This is a genomic window from Citrobacter sp. Igbk 17 (assembly GCF_028069775.1).
Classification (GTDB): domain Bacteria; phylum Pseudomonadota; class Gammaproteobacteria; order Enterobacterales; family Enterobacteriaceae; genus Citrobacter.
The window spans coordinates 21,777-38,671 of sequence record NZ_JANEWI010000010.1 but is presented as its reverse complement, the minus strand read 5'-3'; the positions used below and the strand labels follow the sequence as shown (position 1 = coordinate 38,671).

The 16,895-nt window shown below is 48.9% G+C and carries 30 protein-coding genes; 23 read left to right on the top strand and 7 right to left on the bottom strand.

The window, feature by feature from the left end:
- From NNO08_RS08360 to NNO08_RS08335, 6 genes are read right to left on the bottom strand one after another with little or no spacing between them, the layout of a single operon-like run.
- A complete protein-coding gene (locus NNO08_RS08360; protein ID WP_271456548.1) occupies positions 1-864 on the bottom strand; it encodes a DNA adenine methylase in 864 nt (287 codons plus the stop codon).
- A complete protein-coding gene (locus NNO08_RS08355) occupies positions 861-1,376 on the bottom strand; it encodes a DUF262 domain-containing protein (RefSeq protein ID WP_271454609.1) in 516 nt (171 codons plus the stop codon). The genes NNO08_RS08360 and NNO08_RS08355 overlap by 4 nt, the downstream gene beginning before the upstream one ends.
- The gene (locus NNO08_RS08350) at positions 1,373-1,954 is read right to left on the bottom strand and encodes a hypothetical protein (RefSeq protein ID WP_271456547.1); all 582 of its coding nucleotides are present in this window, start codon (positions 1,952-1,954) and stop codon (positions 1,373-1,375) included. The genes NNO08_RS08355 and NNO08_RS08350 overlap by 4 nt, the downstream gene beginning before the upstream one ends.
- Positions 1,938-2,978 carry a chromosome partitioning protein ParB gene (locus NNO08_RS08345; RefSeq protein ID WP_271456546.1) on the bottom strand — a complete coding sequence of 347 codons (1,041 nt, stop codon included), beginning with the start codon at positions 2,976-2,978 and terminating at the stop codon, positions 1,938-1,940. Before NNO08_RS08345 ends, NNO08_RS08350 begins: the two co-directional genes overlap by 17 nt.
- The gene (locus NNO08_RS08340) at positions 2,978-3,337 is read right to left on the bottom strand and encodes a hypothetical protein (RefSeq protein ID WP_271456545.1); all 360 of its coding nucleotides are present in this window, start codon (positions 3,335-3,337) and stop codon (positions 2,978-2,980) included. The genes NNO08_RS08345 and NNO08_RS08340 overlap by 1 nt, the downstream gene beginning before the upstream one ends.
- A 59-nt stretch (positions 3,338-3,396) precedes the next feature.
- On the bottom strand, positions 3,397-3,651 hold the full coding sequence (locus NNO08_RS08335) for a hypothetical protein (RefSeq protein WP_271456544.1): 255 nt from the start codon (positions 3,649-3,651) through the stop codon (positions 3,397-3,399).
- Positions 3,652-4,057: 406 nt separating this feature from the next.
- Between NNO08_RS08335 and NNO08_RS08330 the strand changes: the two genes are divergently transcribed.
- On the top strand, positions 4,058-4,525 hold the full coding sequence (locus NNO08_RS08330; RefSeq protein WP_271456543.1) for a hypothetical protein: 468 nt from the start codon (positions 4,058-4,060) through the stop codon (positions 4,523-4,525).
- A 273-nt stretch (positions 4,526-4,798) separates the two neighbouring features.
- On the opposite strand, the gene NNO08_RS08325 is transcribed toward NNO08_RS08330, so the two are convergent.
- A complete protein-coding gene (locus tag NNO08_RS08325) occupies positions 4,799-5,518 on the bottom strand; it encodes a LexA family transcriptional regulator (RefSeq protein WP_115257963.1) in 720 nt (239 codons plus the stop codon).
- Between the two features lie 69 nt (positions 5,519-5,587).
- On the opposite strand from NNO08_RS08325, the gene NNO08_RS08320 reads away from it, so the two are divergent.
- From NNO08_RS08320 to NNO08_RS08215, 22 genes are all read left to right on the top strand, one after another.
- On the top strand, positions 5,588-5,845 hold the full coding sequence (locus NNO08_RS08320) for a YdaS family helix-turn-helix protein (protein ID WP_071692364.1): 258 nt from the start codon (positions 5,588-5,590) through the stop codon (positions 5,843-5,845).
- A 31-nt stretch (positions 5,846-5,876) separates the two neighbouring features.
- Positions 5,877-6,341 carry a YmfL family putative regulatory protein gene (locus tag NNO08_RS08315; protein ID WP_271456542.1) on the top strand — a complete coding sequence of 155 codons (465 nt, stop codon included), beginning with the start codon at positions 5,877-5,879 and terminating at the stop codon, positions 6,339-6,341.
- Positions 6,342-6,581: 240 nt separating this feature from the next.
- The gene (locus NNO08_RS08310) at positions 6,582-6,794 is read left to right on the top strand and encodes a DUF4222 domain-containing protein (protein ID WP_119922057.1); all 213 of its coding nucleotides are present in this window, start codon (positions 6,582-6,584) and stop codon (positions 6,792-6,794) included.
- Entirely contained in the window at positions 6,751-7,671 is a 921-nt protein-coding gene (locus NNO08_RS08305) for a conserved phage C-terminal domain-containing protein (protein WP_271456541.1), read from the top strand. The genes NNO08_RS08310 and NNO08_RS08305 overlap by 44 nt, the downstream gene beginning before the upstream one ends.
- Positions 7,672-7,673: 2 nt before the next feature.
- Positions 7,674-8,117, top strand: a complete 444-nt coding sequence (locus NNO08_RS08300) for a hypothetical protein (RefSeq protein WP_271456540.1) — start codon at positions 7,674-7,676, stop codon at positions 8,115-8,117.
- Positions 8,117-8,785, top strand: a complete 669-nt coding sequence (locus NNO08_RS08295; protein ID WP_271456539.1) for an MT-A70 family methyltransferase — start codon at positions 8,117-8,119, stop codon at positions 8,783-8,785. Before NNO08_RS08300 ends, NNO08_RS08295 begins: the two co-directional genes overlap by 1 nt.
- The gene (locus NNO08_RS08290) at positions 8,772-8,990 is read left to right on the top strand and encodes a hypothetical protein (protein WP_271456538.1); all 219 of its coding nucleotides are present in this window, start codon (positions 8,772-8,774) and stop codon (positions 8,988-8,990) included. Before NNO08_RS08295 ends, NNO08_RS08290 begins: the two co-directional genes overlap by 14 nt.
- Before the next feature lies 1 nt (position 8,991).
- Complete coding sequence (locus NNO08_RS08285; protein WP_271456537.1) at positions 8,992-9,465, top strand: SOS-response repressor and protease LexA; 474 nt, start codon at positions 8,992-8,994, stop codon at positions 9,463-9,465.
- Complete coding sequence (locus NNO08_RS08280) at positions 9,462-9,851, top strand: RusA family crossover junction endodeoxyribonuclease (protein ID WP_271456536.1); 390 nt, start codon at positions 9,462-9,464, stop codon at positions 9,849-9,851. The genes NNO08_RS08285 and NNO08_RS08280 overlap by 4 nt, the downstream gene beginning before the upstream one ends.
- Positions 9,852-9,876: 25 nt before the next feature.
- Positions 9,877-10,593: a phage antirepressor KilAC domain-containing protein gene (locus NNO08_RS08275; protein ID WP_442870777.1), complete on the top strand. Its 717-nt coding sequence runs from the start codon at positions 9,877-9,879 to the stop codon at positions 10,591-10,593.
- Complete coding sequence (locus NNO08_RS08270; protein WP_271456534.1) at positions 10,590-11,579, top strand: DUF968 domain-containing protein; 990 nt, start codon at positions 10,590-10,592, stop codon at positions 11,577-11,579. Before NNO08_RS08275 ends, NNO08_RS08270 begins: the two co-directional genes overlap by 4 nt.
- A 14-nt stretch (positions 11,580-11,593) precedes the next feature.
- A complete protein-coding gene (locus tag NNO08_RS08265; protein ID WP_271456533.1) occupies positions 11,594-12,172 on the top strand; it encodes a DUF1133 family protein in 579 nt (192 codons plus the stop codon).
- A 147-nt stretch (positions 12,173-12,319) separates the two neighbouring features.
- Positions 12,320-13,240 (top strand): hypothetical protein, encoded by a 921-nt coding sequence (locus NNO08_RS08260; protein ID WP_249018416.1) that lies wholly within the window; start codon positions 12,320-12,322, stop codon positions 13,238-13,240.
- A 12-nt stretch (positions 13,241-13,252) separates the two neighbouring features.
- A complete protein-coding gene (locus tag NNO08_RS08255) occupies positions 13,253-13,816 on the top strand; it encodes a hypothetical protein (RefSeq protein WP_249018417.1) in 564 nt (187 codons plus the stop codon).
- Between the two features lie 228 nt (positions 13,817-14,044).
- Positions 14,045-14,233: a hypothetical protein gene (locus tag NNO08_RS08250; RefSeq protein ID WP_271456532.1), complete on the top strand. Its 189-nt coding sequence runs from the start codon at positions 14,045-14,047 to the stop codon at positions 14,231-14,233.
- Between the two features lie 90 nt (positions 14,234-14,323).
- Positions 14,324-14,710: a phage holin family protein gene (locus NNO08_RS08245; RefSeq protein WP_061353905.1), complete on the top strand. Its 387-nt coding sequence runs from the start codon at positions 14,324-14,326 to the stop codon at positions 14,708-14,710.
- Positions 14,697-14,978 carry a phage holin family protein gene (locus NNO08_RS08240; RefSeq protein WP_271456531.1) on the top strand — a complete coding sequence of 94 codons (282 nt, stop codon included), beginning with the start codon at positions 14,697-14,699 and terminating at the stop codon, positions 14,976-14,978. The genes NNO08_RS08245 and NNO08_RS08240 overlap by 14 nt, the downstream gene beginning before the upstream one ends.
- Positions 14,978-15,592: a glycoside hydrolase family 19 protein gene (locus NNO08_RS08235; RefSeq protein WP_271456530.1), complete on the top strand. Its 615-nt coding sequence runs from the start codon at positions 14,978-14,980 to the stop codon at positions 15,590-15,592. Before NNO08_RS08240 ends, NNO08_RS08235 begins: the two co-directional genes overlap by 1 nt.
- Positions 15,593-15,599: 7 nt before the next feature.
- Entirely contained in the window at positions 15,600-15,869 is a 270-nt protein-coding gene (locus NNO08_RS08230) for a hypothetical protein (protein WP_125368507.1), read from the top strand.
- Positions 15,826-16,023: a hypothetical protein gene (locus tag NNO08_RS08225; protein ID WP_032934485.1), complete on the top strand. Its 198-nt coding sequence runs from the start codon at positions 15,826-15,828 to the stop codon at positions 16,021-16,023. Before NNO08_RS08230 ends, NNO08_RS08225 begins: the two co-directional genes overlap by 44 nt.
- Before the next feature lie 39 nt (positions 16,024-16,062).
- Positions 16,063-16,446: a hypothetical protein gene (locus NNO08_RS08220; protein ID WP_271456529.1), complete on the top strand. Its 384-nt coding sequence runs from the start codon at positions 16,063-16,065 to the stop codon at positions 16,444-16,446.
- Positions 16,447-16,505: 59 nt separating this feature from the next.
- Entirely contained in the window at positions 16,506-16,841 is a 336-nt protein-coding gene (locus NNO08_RS08215) for a hypothetical protein (RefSeq protein WP_271456528.1), read from the top strand.
- Positions 16,842-16,895: the final 54 nt, after the last annotated feature.

Below are 16,895 nucleotides of genomic sequence, written 5' to 3'. Positions count from 1 at the left end.
TCACTCCCCCTTCACACCAATGCCAGCGGCCGCCGCTTCACGCTGTGTTGCCGGATTAAACCAGAGGCATTCAGTGCGCACTTTCGTACCGCGCCCTGCACTGATACGTGATGCCTTTTTGGTTTTGGTCCAACCCGGCAACATGTCGTTGTACAACTCGCAGTCATAGCCGCTGATTATCACCATGCCGGTCATCGTTCTGGCCACAGCTAACAGTTGCTCATGCCCTTCAACGGTCATTTCATGGTTGTAATAGCGGTTACCCTGTACGCGCGTTTNCGGCACATAAGGCGGATCTATGTAATGCAGAGTGGTATCGGCGTCGTGGGCGCGCATCACTGCCAGGGCGTCTTTGTTCTCGATAATGACACCCTGCAGGCGCTGGCATATCGCAGCCAGGTTCTCTGGATAGCGCTCCCACAGATGCGCAGCAGTTGCGTATTTACGCTTGCTGTCACTGCGAAATCCCGAGTTACCACCGATACCGGATGCAGAGCCAAAACCCATACAAGCACGCACAACCATTCGGCGGGCACGTTCTACCGGATCGGATGTTGCCTCTCTCGCAGCGCAAAATTCATCGCGGGAATATGGCGTCAATGCGCAGGTATCCTGCAGGTGTTGGTTCAGTTCCGGGTCACGCAGGACGCGGAACAGGTTTACCACCTCACCATCAAGATCGTTATAAACCTCTGCATAGCTGCGTGGCTTTTGCAGTAGCACTCCTGCTGCGCCGCCGAATGGCTCTACATAGCAAACATGCTCTGGCATCTGATCGATAATCCATGGTGCCAGGCGGAACTTACCACCGTGATAACGAATTGCGGGATGTTTGATCGGCGCCTGTTTGTTGAATGCTGTCATTGGGCTGCCTCCATAAGTTGTATTACGTACCGCTTGTGTTCTTCGCTTTGAGGGACGCCTGTAAAGTTCACCGCCATGAAATAAGCGAGACGGTCCTTGTACATCACTTCATCCAGCACAATTGCGGGGAGTGAGCGACGACCAAATGCCAGTTGCTCCGCGCGAGTCATGTCTCGCCAGTAAAGCGGACCATCATCCAGGATGATTGGAATCTCATTGGTGATGAATTTTTTCAGAGTTGTGAGGCGCTGCTTACCGTCAACGACTTCTATGTAAGGAAGCTCACGCGAACACCAGTCAGGCGCCTTTGCCAGCGCCACTGAACCGATAGGAAAACCAGAAATCACTACGTTTAAGAATTCCTGCTGCTCTTCGTGCCCCCATACATACCCGCGCTGATAATTGGCATCAAAATCAAGTTCACCACCAATGATCCAGCGAATGTACATATCAACCGGATACTCCGCGGTGCGAGCGTCGAATACTTGAGCATTGCGAATTCGGTTGCTCATAGCGCGGCTCCTTTACGAAGCTGGGAGGCGAACAAGCGAACGCCGGAAGCTTCACTGCGAAGAAACTTAACAGCATCATCAAATCCATCACGCTCAGCATCGTCAGCGCCACGGTCCAAATTATCGGCGTACATCTCCACACCCTGCGCCCGCACTTCAGCCAGGAAAGCGTCGGTGGATGGGGTTTTTGCATACACAGAATCCACCGTTTGGAGTAGTTCGGTTGCGTCTTCCATCGCGCCACGCCAGTCCATGCGGCCGCCACTATGCTCAAGAATCGAAACCGCCAGCGCGCGGATGAATATATGGCGCTCACGCGCATGAGCATTCTCCGCCGCCAGCTCCCTGCACTTGCTCTCGGCGTTAGCGAGCTGTACTGCAAGGTCTGCGTTTTGTGATTGCAGTTCTTCGTACTTCCTGCGCACTTCGCGAATTTCTAAAACAGCAATCTGAACCGCATAGGCAAATATGGACACAGGACGTTCACCCATCTTTTCACTGTCAGACTGCATGCGCATTGCGACAGCCATCAGTTCATCAAGCTGAGCGCCGGTCATTGGTTTATTGGTGGCTGTCATGATTATTTCCCTGCTGTAGTTTGTATTGCTTAACGAAGTGGGCCACTGCTTTTGACTGGCTGGCGATTATTTTTTTATCGCCTAAATCCAGAGTGACGTTCTTCCCTCGATAAATTATTGCCGAGCCGATTTCCTTACCATCTAGCTTCACATACAGCACTTTCCCAATAATCTCTGTCGTAGGGATTGGCTGTGAAAGGCGATAGGTTTCGCGAGCTTCAGCAATGGCTTTGTGTTCGTCGATGATCGCCAGAGCTTCAGCCAGTGCCGTACCTTGCAAAGTGAACACGCCTTCATCGCTGATCGTCGCCATGGCCATTAATTCCACGAAACGACGAGCACTTTTAATGTTGAGTTCCGGAGCGATAGAACTGCGTGTAACCTTTGTTTTTCCCTGGGCGGCGGCTACGGCTTTATCGTGCTGGAGAACTTCACCAGCCTGTTCGCCAAACTCGCGAACTCGGTCAACGGCAACATCAACAGACACAGCCCCTGATTTAACTTCCTGCTGAACGTCATGGTTCGCTGTGCTGAGTAGAAGAAGCTTTTCTACGGTGGCTACAGACTTGTTGACCAGCTTTGCAATCTCGCTGGTGGTCTGGTTGAAAGCGTTATGAAGCTCCTGAATAACAGCAGCCTGTTCAATATCGGAAAGGGGGAGTTGGTTATTACTGGTCATGATGCGAGCCAGACGCTGCACATCGTTACCGTTAAACGGCATGATATGAATGCGGTCTACTGGCTTACCTGCTTCAGCACAACGTGCGTAGCAACGGCGACGGCGGTGGCCTTCAACAACCCACACCCCACCTTCATCACGTGCGATAACTTCCAGTGGAGGGACGGTGCCACCGTTCATCAGATAGTTAAACAGGTCGTCATCTGCCTGGCGGGTGCGTTCGTCGTCTTCACGCTTGTTGAAACCTTCACGCACGTGGATATGGTCAAGGCTGATAAACATCCCGGTATCGGTACGCTTGATGGTCCCGTCACGGGACATCTGCTTGAATGAGTTAGCGGCCATCACTTAGCCCCTTCATTCATCACAACATTAGTTACCGGAGTTAACTCACGTAGTTCGCGCTGAGCTTCCAGGAGGTGAATGTTGCTGCGTGTTTTTGTGTGTCTTTCAACAATGCGGTCGCATTCTTTTGCCCAGCAGATAATGTCATCGCGTAATGCGGTGTTTTCAATTGCCAGCGCTTTACGCTGTTCCATTGATTCGCACAGCACTACAGCCTGAACATCGTAGCGGTTAGCCAGTTCGTTCATCAGCCACTGGGAAGCAGCTGGCAGGAGAGGGGCAGCTTTACGTGCTGCATCGATCAGTTGCTCTCTGGTCATACGTGGTTGTAACTCAGTGACGTTCTGTGTGGTCGTCATGGTTAGTTTCTCCGTGTTATATGCGCCCTGCACGGCGCTGAATTCTTTGGCCTTGATACTTAAAAGAGGCCACCTTGGTCTTTAGGTTGGACACGTTTTCTTTTTGTGACTTCGGACGTAGAAACCTGCTTATCTGCCCAGGCTTTTGCATGCCTCATCACATCGTCAAAAATCGCGCCTTTTTTACTGGCTTGTGACATTCGCTTATATAAATCAAGTGCTTGCCATGCCCCCCCCTGAGCCACTGAAGAGGAAAAACCTTGTTTAATAAGGATTTCCCTTACGTTCTTCTCAATAAATTCGAGGTGGTTCATTAGTCCTCCAGTGGAAAAATCCGCTGAATTTTGGTTGCACGAATCCCTCGCCAAAAGGCGAATAAAAGTTTGGGTTTCGTTTCAGTAAATGCCCCATCAAGAGGCACTTAGTGAAACGGGCGACTGCAATCGCCGGTAAGTTTCTCCACTCAATTGAAAGCGCGTTCCGCTGGTTTTGGATTTAACGAACTGGCACTTAATGACAAGGGACAGAACGCGCTTTCAGTTGAGTAAAAAGGGCGGTACCAGGGACTTCAAAGGTTGGTACTGGTACCGCCAAGACTCCACACAGCTTTTATGTTTCGTGCCAGCTTTTAACCACATCAGGCGAGGTGGATCCTGCTATTCCCCAACAACAAGGATTCGGTTAATCTGGATGTCCCCAACAATAATATGAGTACTCAAGGTGATCGCTGAACTTTCAGCGGCTATGACCGCTATCAAGGAGACTGCCGGTCTCGTCAAAGTTATCAATGACGCAAAGACTGATGCTGAAGTTAAAGCTGCAACTATCGAACTTCAAAACAAATTAATCGCGCTTCAGGCGGAGTGCTTCTCCCTCGGCGATGTGATCCGCCAGCGCGAGGAAGAAACAATGCTTCTCAAAGCAAAAATTGCAGAGTTTGAAGACTTTAAGAGCCAAACTGAAGGTTATGAACTTGAGCGTCTTGATTCGGGTACGTTGGTGTACTCGAAAAAGGTACTTGTGAACGAGCGACCCGAGTCTGTGTACCTTTGCCCACGTTGTTTTGCAAAACATGAAGTATCTATACTTCAGCCCATGGAGGTTATGTGGAGTGCCGGTCATTTTCGAACTCATTGCCCCTCCTGCGATAATAAGTTTTGGATGAACTCAAGACAAATAAGTGACTAATTGTGTTGGGTATATCCAGATTGTTAAAGAGCTAAGCGTCCTGTGGGCGCTTTTTTGTTACCTGCGAATCATCCGGTCATTCAAGCGCCACTTGTAAATACATGGTTGGTTGAGTACCTGTTCACTTTCGATGTAATGACTATAGCTACTTTAAGTAGATAATTGCAACAACAAAAAGTAGAAAAATATAGTTTTGAGTAGTCTGATTTTATGGGGGTATGAATTTTAGGCGTAAAAAAACCGGCTTTCGCCGGTTTCTTAATGAATAAGTTATTAGCCAAACTCTATCATTTTTAGAGGCAAGCATCTGATTAGTTTGCCGAAAATGTATAGTTCATTCATTTCATGCTCTTCTATGAAGAAGGGCGGGTAGTGCTCATTGTCTGAAAGGACCGCTAGTCGTCGCCCTTTTACCTTCTGTAGGCGTTTTACGAACGTACTGTCTTCAAAATTGAATACATAAACTCCATCGCCACTAAACTGCTCAACCTTGCTGTCTATGAATAGCAGGTCCTTTGGGCAAAGCGTGGGCATCATGCTATCGCCATCAACATTTATCATGACGATGCCATCAAGGCTTCTACGACCAAACAACTCGAAGATCCTCTCTTCCGGAATCTCTATTGAGCTCACTATTGTAGGGAATGGTTGGTTTATATATCCGGAACCAGCTGAAGCATGAACATCCAATTGCTCTATTCTGACTGTGCCTTTCGCGGGCGCGTCGCCACCATTAACAGGCACACCATAATCAAGATAAGCCGGTGAGACAGCAAGTCTTTCTGCAATTCGAATCATCTTTTCATCTCTCGGTTTTGCAGTACCAAGAGTGTAGCGCCGCGCCATCTCATACGAGACACCACTGAACTCTGACAATTCTTTAACTCCAATAGATTGCTCTTGGAGAGACTTGTTTAGCCTTTCGGCAAAGTCTTTGTATTTAGCATTTTCCACCATAAGTAGAAGATTAAGCGCACAAGGCATAGTTGTCATTTCTATTTTAAGTTGCTAACAAATGCTACTATAAGTAGTATTGATGCAGGCTTAGTCATAGGAGAACACATGTCATCTCAACATAAGAATGTAACCGCCCAAGCTGTAAGGGCTATCGGGTCGATTTCAGATGTGTCAAGGCGGTTTGAATTCCAATCAGTTCAATCTGTTGCGAATTGGATAGCAAAGAACCGAGTACCTTCTGAACGAGTTATTCAACTTTGTCAGTGGGGCGGATGGGCTGTAACTCCCCATCAATTACGACCTGATATTTATCCGAATAAAAACGACGGCTTACCTTCCGCTAACAACAATAATCAACTTTAAGTTGATTGTTAACTACCAAAGGAAAAGCAAGATGGTAGAGCAAACCCTTAAAGAAGTGGTGAAAGCGATGTGCAAGGCGTACCCCGTAGGCCGCCAGGCTATGGCTGGTGCATTGGGCATGTCAGAAACTCAATTCAACAACAACCTGTACGAGAAAAACGGTTGTCGTTTCTTTGAAGTCACCGAACTGGAAGCGATGGAAGACATTTCCAACACGTCATTTGTTGCTGACTACTTTGCCAAGCGTCGCGGTGCACTGCTGGTGGATGTACCAAACCTGGAAGATCTGGACCGTGTTGATTTGTTCAGTCGTGCAATGCGTACAGCAGCTGCAAGAGGGCAGGTTGATCAGATTATCCAGAAGGCGCTTGAAGATGGAGTGATTGAAAAGCATGAAGCCGAAGAGATTCAGGAACATCACCGCCGTCATCTGGCAGCGCGTGAGGAAGAAATCCGAGCGATTGTGGCCTTATTCAGCCGCCGCCAAAAGAAGTGACGCCAGCGAGTGTGCAGCTCCTGGCGTCGTGGCGTGTCGTATTCAGTGGAGAAACTAACGCATGAACAGTGTAACAACACAGTACCGCAGGTCGCAACTTATTGCTCGACCTATGCCCGGTGGAAAAGGTCCGGCGCAGTTCGTGTATGGGGTAATGGTATCCGGATGCTTTGAGCCTGTCTGCTACCAGTTTGCCGATTGGGTTGTAGGTGATTTCAACGGCCAGGCGGAGAAGGTCGAATGCGAGCACTCAACAGACGGTTCAAAGACAGCTACGGCGTCCCAGTCAGGGTTATCCGGTGGGAACCGGAAACTCAACGGGTTATATACCTGCGCGACGGATACGAGCATGAGTGCTTCAGTCCTCTCGAACAGTTTCAGCGTAAATTCAGGGAAATAGAGGGTCCGAATGAGCCTGTTAATGACATCCCGACCAATAGTGATAAATCCTGACCTTGCGTACAGCATTGGCCTGAATGAGGCGATTGCATTGCAGCAGATTAACTACTGGCTGAAAGAAACAACGTCTGGCATGGAGCGTGACGGTGTTCGCTGGATTTACAACACGACTGAACAGTGGCTGGAGCAGTTCCCGTTCTGGTCAGAGTCGACTCTGAAGCGAACCTTCACCCGCCTGAAGACCCTCGGTGTGCTCAAAATTGAGCAACTGAACAAGTCTCAACGCGACATGACCAACTTCTACACGATCAACTATGAAAGCGAGCTTTTAGATGAAGTCAAAGTGACCGAATCGAAGAGGTCAAAATGCGCTGTTCCATCAGGTCAAAATGACACGATGGAAGAGGTCAAAGTGAAACGCTCCATCAGGTCAAAACGAACCGATGTCATCAGGTCAAAATGCACTGATGATCCTACAGAGATTACAACAGAGAGTACTACAGAGATTACAGGTAAAGACTCTTGTCCGGTTGCGGTGCAACCAGACCGAGATGTGTTGATTACTGATCAGGCTAAACAGGTTTTGGTTCACCTGAACCAGGTCACGAACTCACGCTACCAGGTTTCAACCACGTCACTGCAAAACATCCGTGCACGTATCGGCGAAGGATTCACCGTTGAAGAGTTGTCGCTGGTGGTAGATTACTGCAATGCGAAGTGGGGTGATGACCTGAAGATGTCTGATTACCTGCGACCACAGACGCTTTTCCAGCCGTCCAAGTTCCCTGGGTACTTGAAGTCAGCAAATAGCTGGGCCAAAGCAGGAAAACCTGAACGAGTGAATGGTGAATGGGCCCGCGAAGACGGCATTTTCAAACCCAGCTTCAAGAACACTGATTACAGCGCTATTCCACCAGGGTTCAGGGGGTAACGATGAGCATTCTGAAAACAGTCCAGATGTTTATTGCCATGAATCCCGGCTCCACGACCAGGGATATCATCGAAGGTCTGACTCAATACAGCCAGGACCAGCTTCAACTCGCTGTTTGCCGCCTTTATGGTTCAGAACTGGCAACACGTAAACGTGATGGACGTCAGTTCCGTTACTACGCGGAACCGCCAGCAGATTGCCACTTCGAGGTATTTGAACCAACACCTGAAGTAAGCGCTTTACTGGAAACGGCAAAAGGTCTGGAGTCGAAAGGTCTCTTTCACCGTGCTGCGACGATATACATGGAGGCGTTCAGCTCATCAGTCATTGAATCAGAGCGAGCAGCAATACTGGCAGAACGTCAGCGCTGCCTTGGCCTGGCTAAACCAGCGGTTATTACCGAAGACGGGTGCTATCTGGCTGGTCGATTTTCGGGAGGCCGTTAATGAGCTACTCACTGATTTACGCCGATCCGCCGTGGGAATACGGGAACACCATCAGCAATGGTGCAGCGGAAAACCATTACGGCACGATGAAACTCATCGACATAAAACGCCTGCCTGTCTGGGAGCTGGCTGCGGAAGATTCCGTTCTGGCCATGTGGTTCACCGGTACACATACCCGTGAAGCGATCGAACTGGCTGAGGCGTGGGGTTTTAAGGTTCGGACCATGAAGGGATTCACCTGGGTGAAGTTCAACTCACTGGCTGAGCAGCACATCAACAAAGCGCTTCAGGCTGGTGGAGTAGAGGACTTTTACGACTTCCTCGACCTGTTGAACGCTCAGACCCGAATGAACGGTGGTAACCATACTCGCGCCAATACCGAGGATTTGCTAATTGCCACCAGAGGGAAAGGTCTTGAGCGTCAGGACGCGAGCGTAAAACAGGTTATCTACAGCCCACTCGGCGAGCACAGCCAGAAGCCAGCAGAAGCGCGTTACCGCTTGGAGAAATTATACGGCGATGTGTCACGCATTGAGTTGTTCAGCCGCTGCGCGGCCCCCGGCTGGCATCACTGGGGAAATCAGGCAGAAAACCCTGATGTAATCATGGCTCCTGGTTACGTTGGTAAACCTGGTTCGCTACTGGAGGTTGCTTATGCAGGACGTTGAAGCACGTAACGCGCTTCGTAACATCGCCAGAAGATGCAACGAGGAAATAACTGCTAAACGCAAGGCTAACCCTGGCATGAATTGCGGCGAAATAGCCAGGCCAATTTTTAACTGTGCCATGGGGATGGTTAAGCAGCTTGGCTTTACACAATCTCATTTGTATCTCGAAGTCGGGATTCTGAACAAGCGGATTAAGGAGCGCTGAAGTGAACAAACTTACCGTGAGACAAAGTGAAGTACTTGGTTCGATCGTGAACTATCAGCGCCGGTTTGGATTCCCTCCAACGATATGTGAACTGGCTGGGCTGATTGGTTGCTCATCACCGAACGCCGCAGCGGAGCATGTGAAGGCCATAGCGAAGAAGGGATATATCTCAGTTGCGCCTGGAGTTGCCAGGGGCATATCACTCATCGAGCAGAACCCTAAGCGAATATCTCTTAACTTGAACGACATGGTTAGAGTCAAGTTATCACCTTTGGCACTTAATGAGCTCAAGCGTCTTCATGATGAATTGAAAGTGCACAAACCATGGTTGTATGGGGATTTCGTCGCGCCAATAACCGATGATGAGGGATTCACCACAATGCCTCTCTGGAAGGTTATGAGCGATTTAGGAGGTATTTGTTATAACGGCGCGGATATTCCATTTGAAATTGAGATTGATTTGGAGGCCAAGTGAAACTGGTACTCCCGTTCCCACCAACAGTTAACACCTATTACCGGTCCCCTGACCGTGGAACGTTAAAGGGTAAGCATCTGATAAGCGAGATGGGGAGAAAGTTCAAGAAGAACGTTTATGCCTCTGTTGTGCAGCAGTATGGCGGCATACCTAAACCAGTTAACGTCAACGTTGAGGTAAACATAGTTCTTTTCCCGCCAGATAACAGACGACGGGATCTTGATAACTACAACAAAGCGCTGTTCGACGCACTGACGAATGCCAGAGTCTGGGAAGATGACAGTCAGGTTAAACGGATTGCTATCGAGTGGGGACCGGTAGTAAAGCCTGGAAGGGTAGAGATAACGATCAGCCGATTTGAAACCTTGGCGGGTGCAGCCGCCTGATAAGTGGAGACAGAGCATGCAACAAATGAGCATAACAGTAACGTGTCCGACCCATCATGCAGCGACAGTGGGGCAGCAGATCACCATGTCCAGCCGTGAGATTGCGAAACTGGTTGATTCCCGTCACAGCAATGTCTGCGTAACGATAGAGCGCCTCATGAATTCCGGTGTGATTGGAGGGTATGCTGCATTGCAGTACACCCATCCCCAGAACGGGCAGACATACCATCACTACGAAGTGAACAAACGAGACAGCTATGTAATCGTTGCTCAATTATCGCCGGAGTTTACCGCCCGACTTGTTGACCGCTGGCAGGAACTGGAGAGCAACGGTGGAATGATTGTCCCCCGGTCACTTCCTGAGGCCCTGCGCCTTGCTGCTGATCTGGCAGAACAGAAACAGCGCCTGAGTGAAGAACTGGCAGTATCCGCACCGAAGGCTGAGTTTGTTGATCGTTATGTGACGGCTACTGGTTCAATGACTTTCCGACAGGTCGCCAAGCTGCTTAACGCTAAAGAGCCAGAGTTTGCTATGTTCCTGATTGAGAACGGCATCATGTACCGGCTTAACCGTGTTCTCACACCAAAGAGCAAGCATATCGAAGCTGGGCGCTTCGAGGTGAAGACGGGTACGACAAACCAGACAAATTACGCGTTCAATCAATCCCGCTTCACTGCCAAGGGTGTTCGCTGGATTGGTGGCCTGTGGGCAGAGCATATTGCTAAGGGGCAGGTAGCGTGAGGGCATTACTGACACCTGAAGTGGCACCTATGACCGGGGTAGTGATATTTCGCCCAGGCAGTGAACTGATGCATCTGTTCAGACGTGGGCGTGTTCTTATCGAGCCACAGGAAGAGTCAATGGCTGAGTTACCCTCTGGTCTGCTTCCAGAGACTGCCCAGGAGCTTCAGAACGATCCGTTAATGCGTGATGTCTTCGAAAATCAGAAGGTCATACATCGTGCTGGTGGACTGAATTCACTGGATGCCTGGCTCGAAAGAAAACTGGAATGTCAGTACCCACACAGCGAGTGGCACGATCGCAACTACACCATCACCCGGCATTCGCCTGGCTCAATCCGCACATGCTGGGGCTGCGACTTAAAAATTCGTGATCAGTTCACTGAAGGTCTGGCGGGTATAGCCCGTGAAAACCTGGTATCCTGGCTACTGAAGGTTGTAAACGGCCAATTAGGTTTCAGTGAGGACCACATTCTTACGCTGCCGGAGTTTTGCTGGTGGATGGTCAGGAACGACCTGGCTGATGAGATACCTGAAGCCGTAGCCCATAAAGCTCTTCGTCTGAATGAAGATACTCACCAGTCGGTAACACGTGAAAGCGATATTGTTCCGACATTACCTGCTCAACAACTGGTACAGGAGAAAGCGAAAAAGATAGTGGCGATGAAGGTAGACCCGGAGACACCGGAATCCTTCATGCTTAAACCCAAGCGTCGCCGCTGGGTGAATGAGAAATACACGAGATGGGTTAAGGCCCAGCCGTGCGTCTGCTGTAACAAGCAAGCTGACGACCCCCACCACCTGATTGGCCACGGGCAGGGTGGTATGGGTACAAAGGCACACGACCTGTTTGTGATTCCTCTGTGCAGAGAGCATCACGACGAGTTGCATGCTGATCCTGTGGCATTTGAATCGAAATACGGTGACCAGCTGGTCCTCGTGTTTCGGGTTATAGATCGTGCGCTGGCAATCGGCGTACTGGCGTAAGTGGAGAACGCTAAATGATTAATCCTTCTGAAGTTGGTAAATCTGGTGAAATGGTTCGTCTTCGTACTCTGGAAAGCATCTGGATACAGGGTAAGTTGCGCATGTGGGGCCGCTGGTCTTATATCGGCGGTGGTAGTGGAGGGAACATGTTTAACCAGCTACTGGCATCCGGGAAAATCACCAAGACGGCAATCAACGAAGCGCTACGCCGGATGAAGAAAGCGGGTATCAGCAAGACAGAACTGGAAGAATTCTTCAGAGAGATTCTTGAAGGGAAGAATAAAAGCTGCCTGGCCTTCTGCTCTGACGATGAAGGCTTAAAAATTGACGGCGTCATAGCTTCCGTTTTGATGAACGATGCATACGGCTCTCTCTATGGGGTGATCGTAGACCGACACCGCCTGCGTAAGAGTAAGCGCCAGATGGCCACTGAGTTGCAGCAAAAACACCCTGAATGGACCTTCATGACCTGCCGCCGTCGAATTGATACATGGTTAAGTTTTGCAGAATCGATGCTTTACGCACCACTTTGTGACACATTCGACACAAATGGCGGCAAATTCTACTTGAAAAGTGAGCCAGTAAGTGCTTAAATTGTGATAAGCTCGGGGCGTTAAAGCGAACTGAGCAACAAACATTAAGAACCCGCCATTGCGCGGGTTTTTTTATCAGCGATCACTGTATTTTTTATTTTGCTAAGTTATTGTGTTCATAAGAACAAATAATTAAATGGTGACGTTGTGCTTTCCAATAATGAACGGTGGGTTTCTTTCTTTGATTTTGCTTTGACACCTACGCACGCAGCTGCCCCTAACATTCCAATTGTTGATGTACTAACAAAGCTGAAAGTTCTCGTAGACTCGGGGAACGCTGTTAAGCTTTACAACAATAAAATGCGCGCACTGAGAATTTCCGAAATGAAGTTTGCTACTGGTGATCAGCAAGCTACTTTGCTCATCCAGCTTTGTGATAAGAACGGTTCTGATCCTGTTTTTGGTGAGCTAACCACAGGAAATTTAAGGGTTGAGCCAAAGTTAGCTGGAGAAGGCATTGCGGTTTCCTGCCATATCGTGATATCGACAGATGTTGTCAAACACACTGCCGATCATTACAAAACTTTAGTTGAGTCGGTTCCAGGTATCAGTAAATCCGTTCTCGATCCATTTCTTAACTCCATGCTTAGAGATGCTTTCTCTGGATGTGAATTTAAAAATCCAGCAACAAAAGCTATGTGCCAGCATCGCCCAAAATTAGAGATTTATTCGCATGGGTCACAAACCCTAATGGATGCACTCAAAGGGGCGAAACTTCATAACGTCAAACTTGTGAGCACTAGAAAGAAAGGTGGATTGGATCAAAGCGCGTACACTCAACTGTCCGAACGTTCAGTTAGGTATAAAATTATCAAACAACCACCTTTGAAAGATAAAGAGAGGCTGCTTGAGATTTTACGCAAGAAAGGTCAACAATCCGGATATTCCAAGGTGTCAATTAGCTATTCAAAAGATGGGAAACAGGCTAGCTTGGATTTGGATCGTAATGAGGATGCTTCCACCAAACTGTTCACAAAAAGTGAGAAGGTCATCCTGGGTAAGCTCATTAATCAATGTGAAAGTACAGTCCATCTGGAGCTTGAAGCAAAGATGATTGGGCTGCTCTAAGGGGAGTTTCAAATGAAACTTTTTTCGCCGCTAAGTTATCTCCGCATTAAACATGAGGAAAAGAAATGGTACGACTTCATCGTACCATTCGCGGTGTCTGTGTGTTTAACAATTGCTTATCATTTTCATGCTAATAAAATCCCATTGATCGAGACTAATGGACTTCTGCTCCAGGTTAATGGGTTACTGCAGGTGCTGATAGGATTTTACATTGCGGCTTTGGCTGCGGTATCTACGTTTTCAAGTGCTACTATCGATGAAGTTATGGCTGGCGATCCCCCTACCTTGTTAGAAGAGTTTCGTGGGGAAAAAATGACCGTATTACTAACTCGCAGGCGCTTCGTTTGTTACCTTTTTGGCTATCTTGCTCTTGTAAGTTTTATGTTGTTTTGCTTAGGAATGGTTTCAATTCTAGTCGGTAAACCGTTTCATTTATGGTTGCTTACCTTTTGGTCTCCTGACGTCATTATCTGGCTTAAAACATTTTTCGTTGGTGGATACTTATTCATCTTAATGAATATAATAACCACTACTTTGCTGGGGCTTTACTTCCTTGCAGTAAGATTTCACCAATAATCATTATAGAAAATTCTATACAGTCGAGGCTGCCTACGGGTGGCCTTTTTTATTCCCCTCGTTCTGAGACGACTCACAGCAATAAGGTGAGTACGCAGAATTGAGCGTACTGTGCTTAAAAAGTGACGCTACGAGTTTTCTGCTTAATTCAACATGTAGAATTTCTAACGCCTGCGGCATTGTCCAATGCATATACTGCTCAGTAACTAGGGCGGGATGGGGACGTATATGAAAGAAGGTTATTACTGGATTCAGCATGTCGGTGTTGTACAGGTAGCGTACTACACGAATGACACTGTTGATGATCTGGAAACGGGTAAAACAATCACAGGGGTCTGGCATCTGACCAGAGGCGATGACATTTGCCATAACGGTGAAGCCGATGTGTTAGAAGGTCCTCTCACTCCACCTATGTAAACAACCTATCTGACTTCGAGGCTGCCGTATGGCGGCCTTTTTTATTCCCCTCATTTCTGAGAGGACTCACAGCAATAAAGAGGGGGCTAAATGTCCGATCCGATTTCCGGTACTGGGCTGGCTGGTGGTGTCCTGACGGGAGCCAGTGTCTATGGATTTGTTTCCGGAACCGATTACGGCGTGGTGTTTGGCGCATTTGCCGGGGCTGTATTTTACATTGCAACCGCCGCGGACCTGAGTGCAGCGCGCCGGCTGGCGTATTTTGTCGTGTCCTACATCGCCGGGATCATCTGCTCAGGGCTGGTTGGTTCAAAGCTGGCTGACTGGACTGGCTATAGTGATAAGCCTCTGGACGCTATCGGAGCCGTAATCGTTTCTGCTTTAGCTGTCAAAATCCTGACGTTTCTGAATAACCAGGATGTCGGCTCGCTGGTGGCGCTAATAACGCGCCGGGGAGGTTCAGGTGGTACTAAATGACCAATCGGCAACAATCAACGCGCTGCTTTGCGCTGGGGTAGTGCTGACCCTGATGTTTTACCGTCGCGGTGATTCCCGACATCGACCATGGATATCTCGCTTAGCGTGGCTGCTTACTGTCATCTACAGCGCCGTTCCGTTGGCGTATCTGTGTGGCATCTACCCTTATTCATCGTGGGCCACTATCGGGGCCAACATTATTTTCCTGTCCGTGCTGGTCGCCGTCAGAGGCAATGTGGCACGTCTGGTAGATCATCTGAGGCAATAATGAACCAATCACAATTTATGCAGGCGGCTGGTATAAGCGCCGGGCTTTCTGCGCGCTGGTTTCCGCACATTGATGCGGCAATGAAAGAGTTTGGAATTACAGCGGTTAATGATCAGGCCATGTTCATTGCACAAGTTGGGCATGAATCCAATGGCTTTACCTCGCTGGTGGAGAGCTTCAACTACTCGGTAGATGGGCTGAAGAAAACCTTTGGTAAACGCCTTACGCAGTATCAGTGTGAAATGCTGGGGCGTGTCGATGGTAAGCAGGTCGCTCACCAGCCGCAAATAGCCAATCTGGTTTACGGTGACCGCATGGGGAATAACAGCCAGGGTGACGGCTGGAAATATCGCGGTCGTGGCCTGCTTCAAATCACCGGCCGTGAGAACTACACCAAATGCGGTGCGGCGCTGAAACTTGACCTTGTCAGTACGCCAGAATTGCTAACGCAGGAGCGACATGCGGCCCGTTCGGCGGCGTGGTACTTCACGTTACGCGGCTGCCTGATGTATTCGGGGGATGTGGAACGCGTAACGCAGATTATTAACGGCGGGCAGAACGGCATTAAAGACCGCCGTGAACGTTACGCAAAAGCAAAAGCCGCACTGGTATGAGGTCACTATGGGACTCGAAATGATTATCGGCCTGGTTGTTGCTGTGCTGGCTGCAATTGCAGGTGCTTTTGGTCTGGGTAAATCACGCGGTACTAACATCGCTGAGACAAAAGCGAACCAGCAACGCACTGAGGAACGTGCAGCAGCTACTGAAGCCGTTGCAGAACGCCGGGTAGAGACAACAAAAGGAGCCAGGGATGTACAGCAGACTGTTAATCATCTTCCTGATGACGATGTTGACCGTGAGTTGCGCGAAAAATTTACCCGCAAAACCTGAAGTAACTGACACGGCCTGTGACTGGGTGAACATCATCTACCTCACAGAGCATGACATTGAGGTTATGGACCGCCAGACTAAGAAAGATGTGTTGACGCATAACCGGTCCGTTCAGCGCAACTGTCCAAATAAAATTACTACGGCCTCGCAATAGCGGGGCTTTTTATTACCAGAAGAAGAAGAAGGAAAGACAATGTTTACAGTTAAGACCATCATCAACGGTGTGACACATATCTGCGAATTGCCTACGTTCACAGTGGCCCGCCCTGACTCAGAACGATTTGAAGAAATACTTGAGTTGACCAATAACCACTCCAACCCAGACTTTGCCATCTGGCTTCCAGACGTTTATGCCGACCCAGAGTGCAAAAATGCGCTGCAGGAAGAAGAGTTGATCGTCAGCGAGCGCGAGGGGGTTCTTGATCGTCATGCCATTGCTATTCTTATTGAGGATTTCGAAAGTCCTGAGCATGCGAAGAGAAAAGCCTTTGACGGTCTGCGCTATCAATTCATCTACCCAGGCGATCAGGTTTATGTGATGAACTCACACGGATCAACCATCGAAACGGTTAAGTAGGCATTACAGCAGGCATTCACTGAGTGCCTGCGATAATGCATGACTCCTGGAGGTTACCGATGAATAACGCTGTTGAAATTGGTGAAAAGGGTGTAACGGTTCACCTTGCTGGTGGTGGTCGTGTCGTTGTTGGTAATTGGGGTAACGACACCAGTACAGCGGCAAATCCACTACCACCTCTTACACCAGACGAAGAAAAATATGGACGTGGTCTTTGCCTGCTGCCTACTGGTTGGGAGGAGCTTAGTGTTGGTGAACACTGGCAAAACCACTTAAGCGATTCCTTGCGTCAATTGTGGCCATCGTTCAACAGGGAACAGAAAATGGCTATAGCCTACACCATCAGTGAGCTGTCAGATGAGCTGGCCAACATCTCATACGAACACTCCTGGTAGTACCACCGAAGCGCATCGCACGCGCATATCGAAGAGAGTCTTTCAGTAGTGAGC

Excerpts from the sequence above, each read along its gene's own strand:
- NNO08_RS08355 (WP_271454609.1), bottom strand. The coding sequence starts at position 1,376 with ATGAGCAACCGAATTCGCAATGCTCAAGTATTCGACGCTCGCACCGCG.
- NNO08_RS08350 (WP_271456547.1), bottom strand. The coding sequence starts at position 1,954 with ATGACAGCCACCAATAAACCAATGACCGGCGCTCAGCTTGATGAACTG.
- NNO08_RS08345 (WP_271456546.1), bottom strand. The coding sequence starts at position 2,978 with ATGGCCGCTAACTCATTCAAGCAGATGTCCCGTGACGGGACCATCAAG.
- NNO08_RS08340 (WP_271456545.1), bottom strand. The coding sequence starts at position 3,337 with ATGACGACCACACAGAACGTCACTGAGTTACAACCACGTATGACCAGA.
- NNO08_RS08335 (WP_271456544.1), bottom strand. The coding sequence starts at position 3,651 with ATGAACCACCTCGAATTTATTGAGAAGAACGTAAGGGAAATCCTTATT.
- NNO08_RS08325 (WP_115257963.1), bottom strand. The coding sequence starts at position 5,518 with ATGACAACTATGCCTTGTGCGCTTAATCTTCTACTTATGGTGGAAAAT.
- NNO08_RS08320 (WP_071692364.1), top strand. The coding sequence starts at position 5,588 with ATGTCATCTCAACATAAGAATGTAACCGCCCAAGCTGTAAGGGCTATC.
- NNO08_RS08315 (WP_271456542.1), top strand. The coding sequence starts at position 5,877 with ATGGTAGAGCAAACCCTTAAAGAAGTGGTGAAAGCGATGTGCAAGGCG.
- NNO08_RS08310 (WP_119922057.1), top strand. The coding sequence starts at position 6,582 with ATGCGAGCACTCAACAGACGGTTCAAAGACAGCTACGGCGTCCCAGTC.
- NNO08_RS08305 (WP_271456541.1), top strand. The coding sequence starts at position 6,751 with ATGAGCCTGTTAATGACATCCCGACCAATAGTGATAAATCCTGACCTT.
- NNO08_RS08300 (WP_271456540.1), top strand. The coding sequence starts at position 7,674 with ATGAGCATTCTGAAAACAGTCCAGATGTTTATTGCCATGAATCCCGGC.
- NNO08_RS08295 (WP_271456539.1), top strand. The coding sequence starts at position 8,117 with ATGAGCTACTCACTGATTTACGCCGATCCGCCGTGGGAATACGGGAAC.
- NNO08_RS08290 (WP_271456538.1), top strand. The coding sequence starts at position 8,772 with ATGCAGGACGTTGAAGCACGTAACGCGCTTCGTAACATCGCCAGAAGA.
- NNO08_RS08275 (WP_442870777.1), top strand. The coding sequence starts at position 9,877 with ATGAGCATAACAGTAACGTGTCCGACCCATCATGCAGCGACAGTGGGG.
- NNO08_RS08265 (WP_271456533.1), top strand. The coding sequence starts at position 11,594 with ATGATTAATCCTTCTGAAGTTGGTAAATCTGGTGAAATGGTTCGTCTT.
- NNO08_RS08255 (WP_249018417.1), top strand. The coding sequence starts at position 13,253 with ATGAAACTTTTTTCGCCGCTAAGTTATCTCCGCATTAAACATGAGGAA.
- NNO08_RS08250 (WP_271456532.1), top strand. The coding sequence starts at position 14,045 with ATGAAAGAAGGTTATTACTGGATTCAGCATGTCGGTGTTGTACAGGTA.
- NNO08_RS08245 (WP_061353905.1), top strand. The coding sequence starts at position 14,324 with ATGTCCGATCCGATTTCCGGTACTGGGCTGGCTGGTGGTGTCCTGACG.
- NNO08_RS08235 (WP_271456530.1), top strand. The coding sequence starts at position 14,978 with ATGAACCAATCACAATTTATGCAGGCGGCTGGTATAAGCGCCGGGCTT.
- NNO08_RS08230 (WP_125368507.1), top strand. The coding sequence starts at position 15,600 with ATGGGACTCGAAATGATTATCGGCCTGGTTGTTGCTGTGCTGGCTGCA.
- NNO08_RS08225 (WP_032934485.1), top strand. The coding sequence starts at position 15,826 with ATGTTGACCGTGAGTTGCGCGAAAAATTTACCCGCAAAACCTGAAGTA.
- NNO08_RS08220 (WP_271456529.1), top strand. The coding sequence starts at position 16,063 with ATGTTTACAGTTAAGACCATCATCAACGGTGTGACACATATCTGCGAA.
- NNO08_RS08215 (WP_271456528.1), top strand. The coding sequence starts at position 16,506 with ATGAATAACGCTGTTGAAATTGGTGAAAAGGGTGTAACGGTTCACCTT.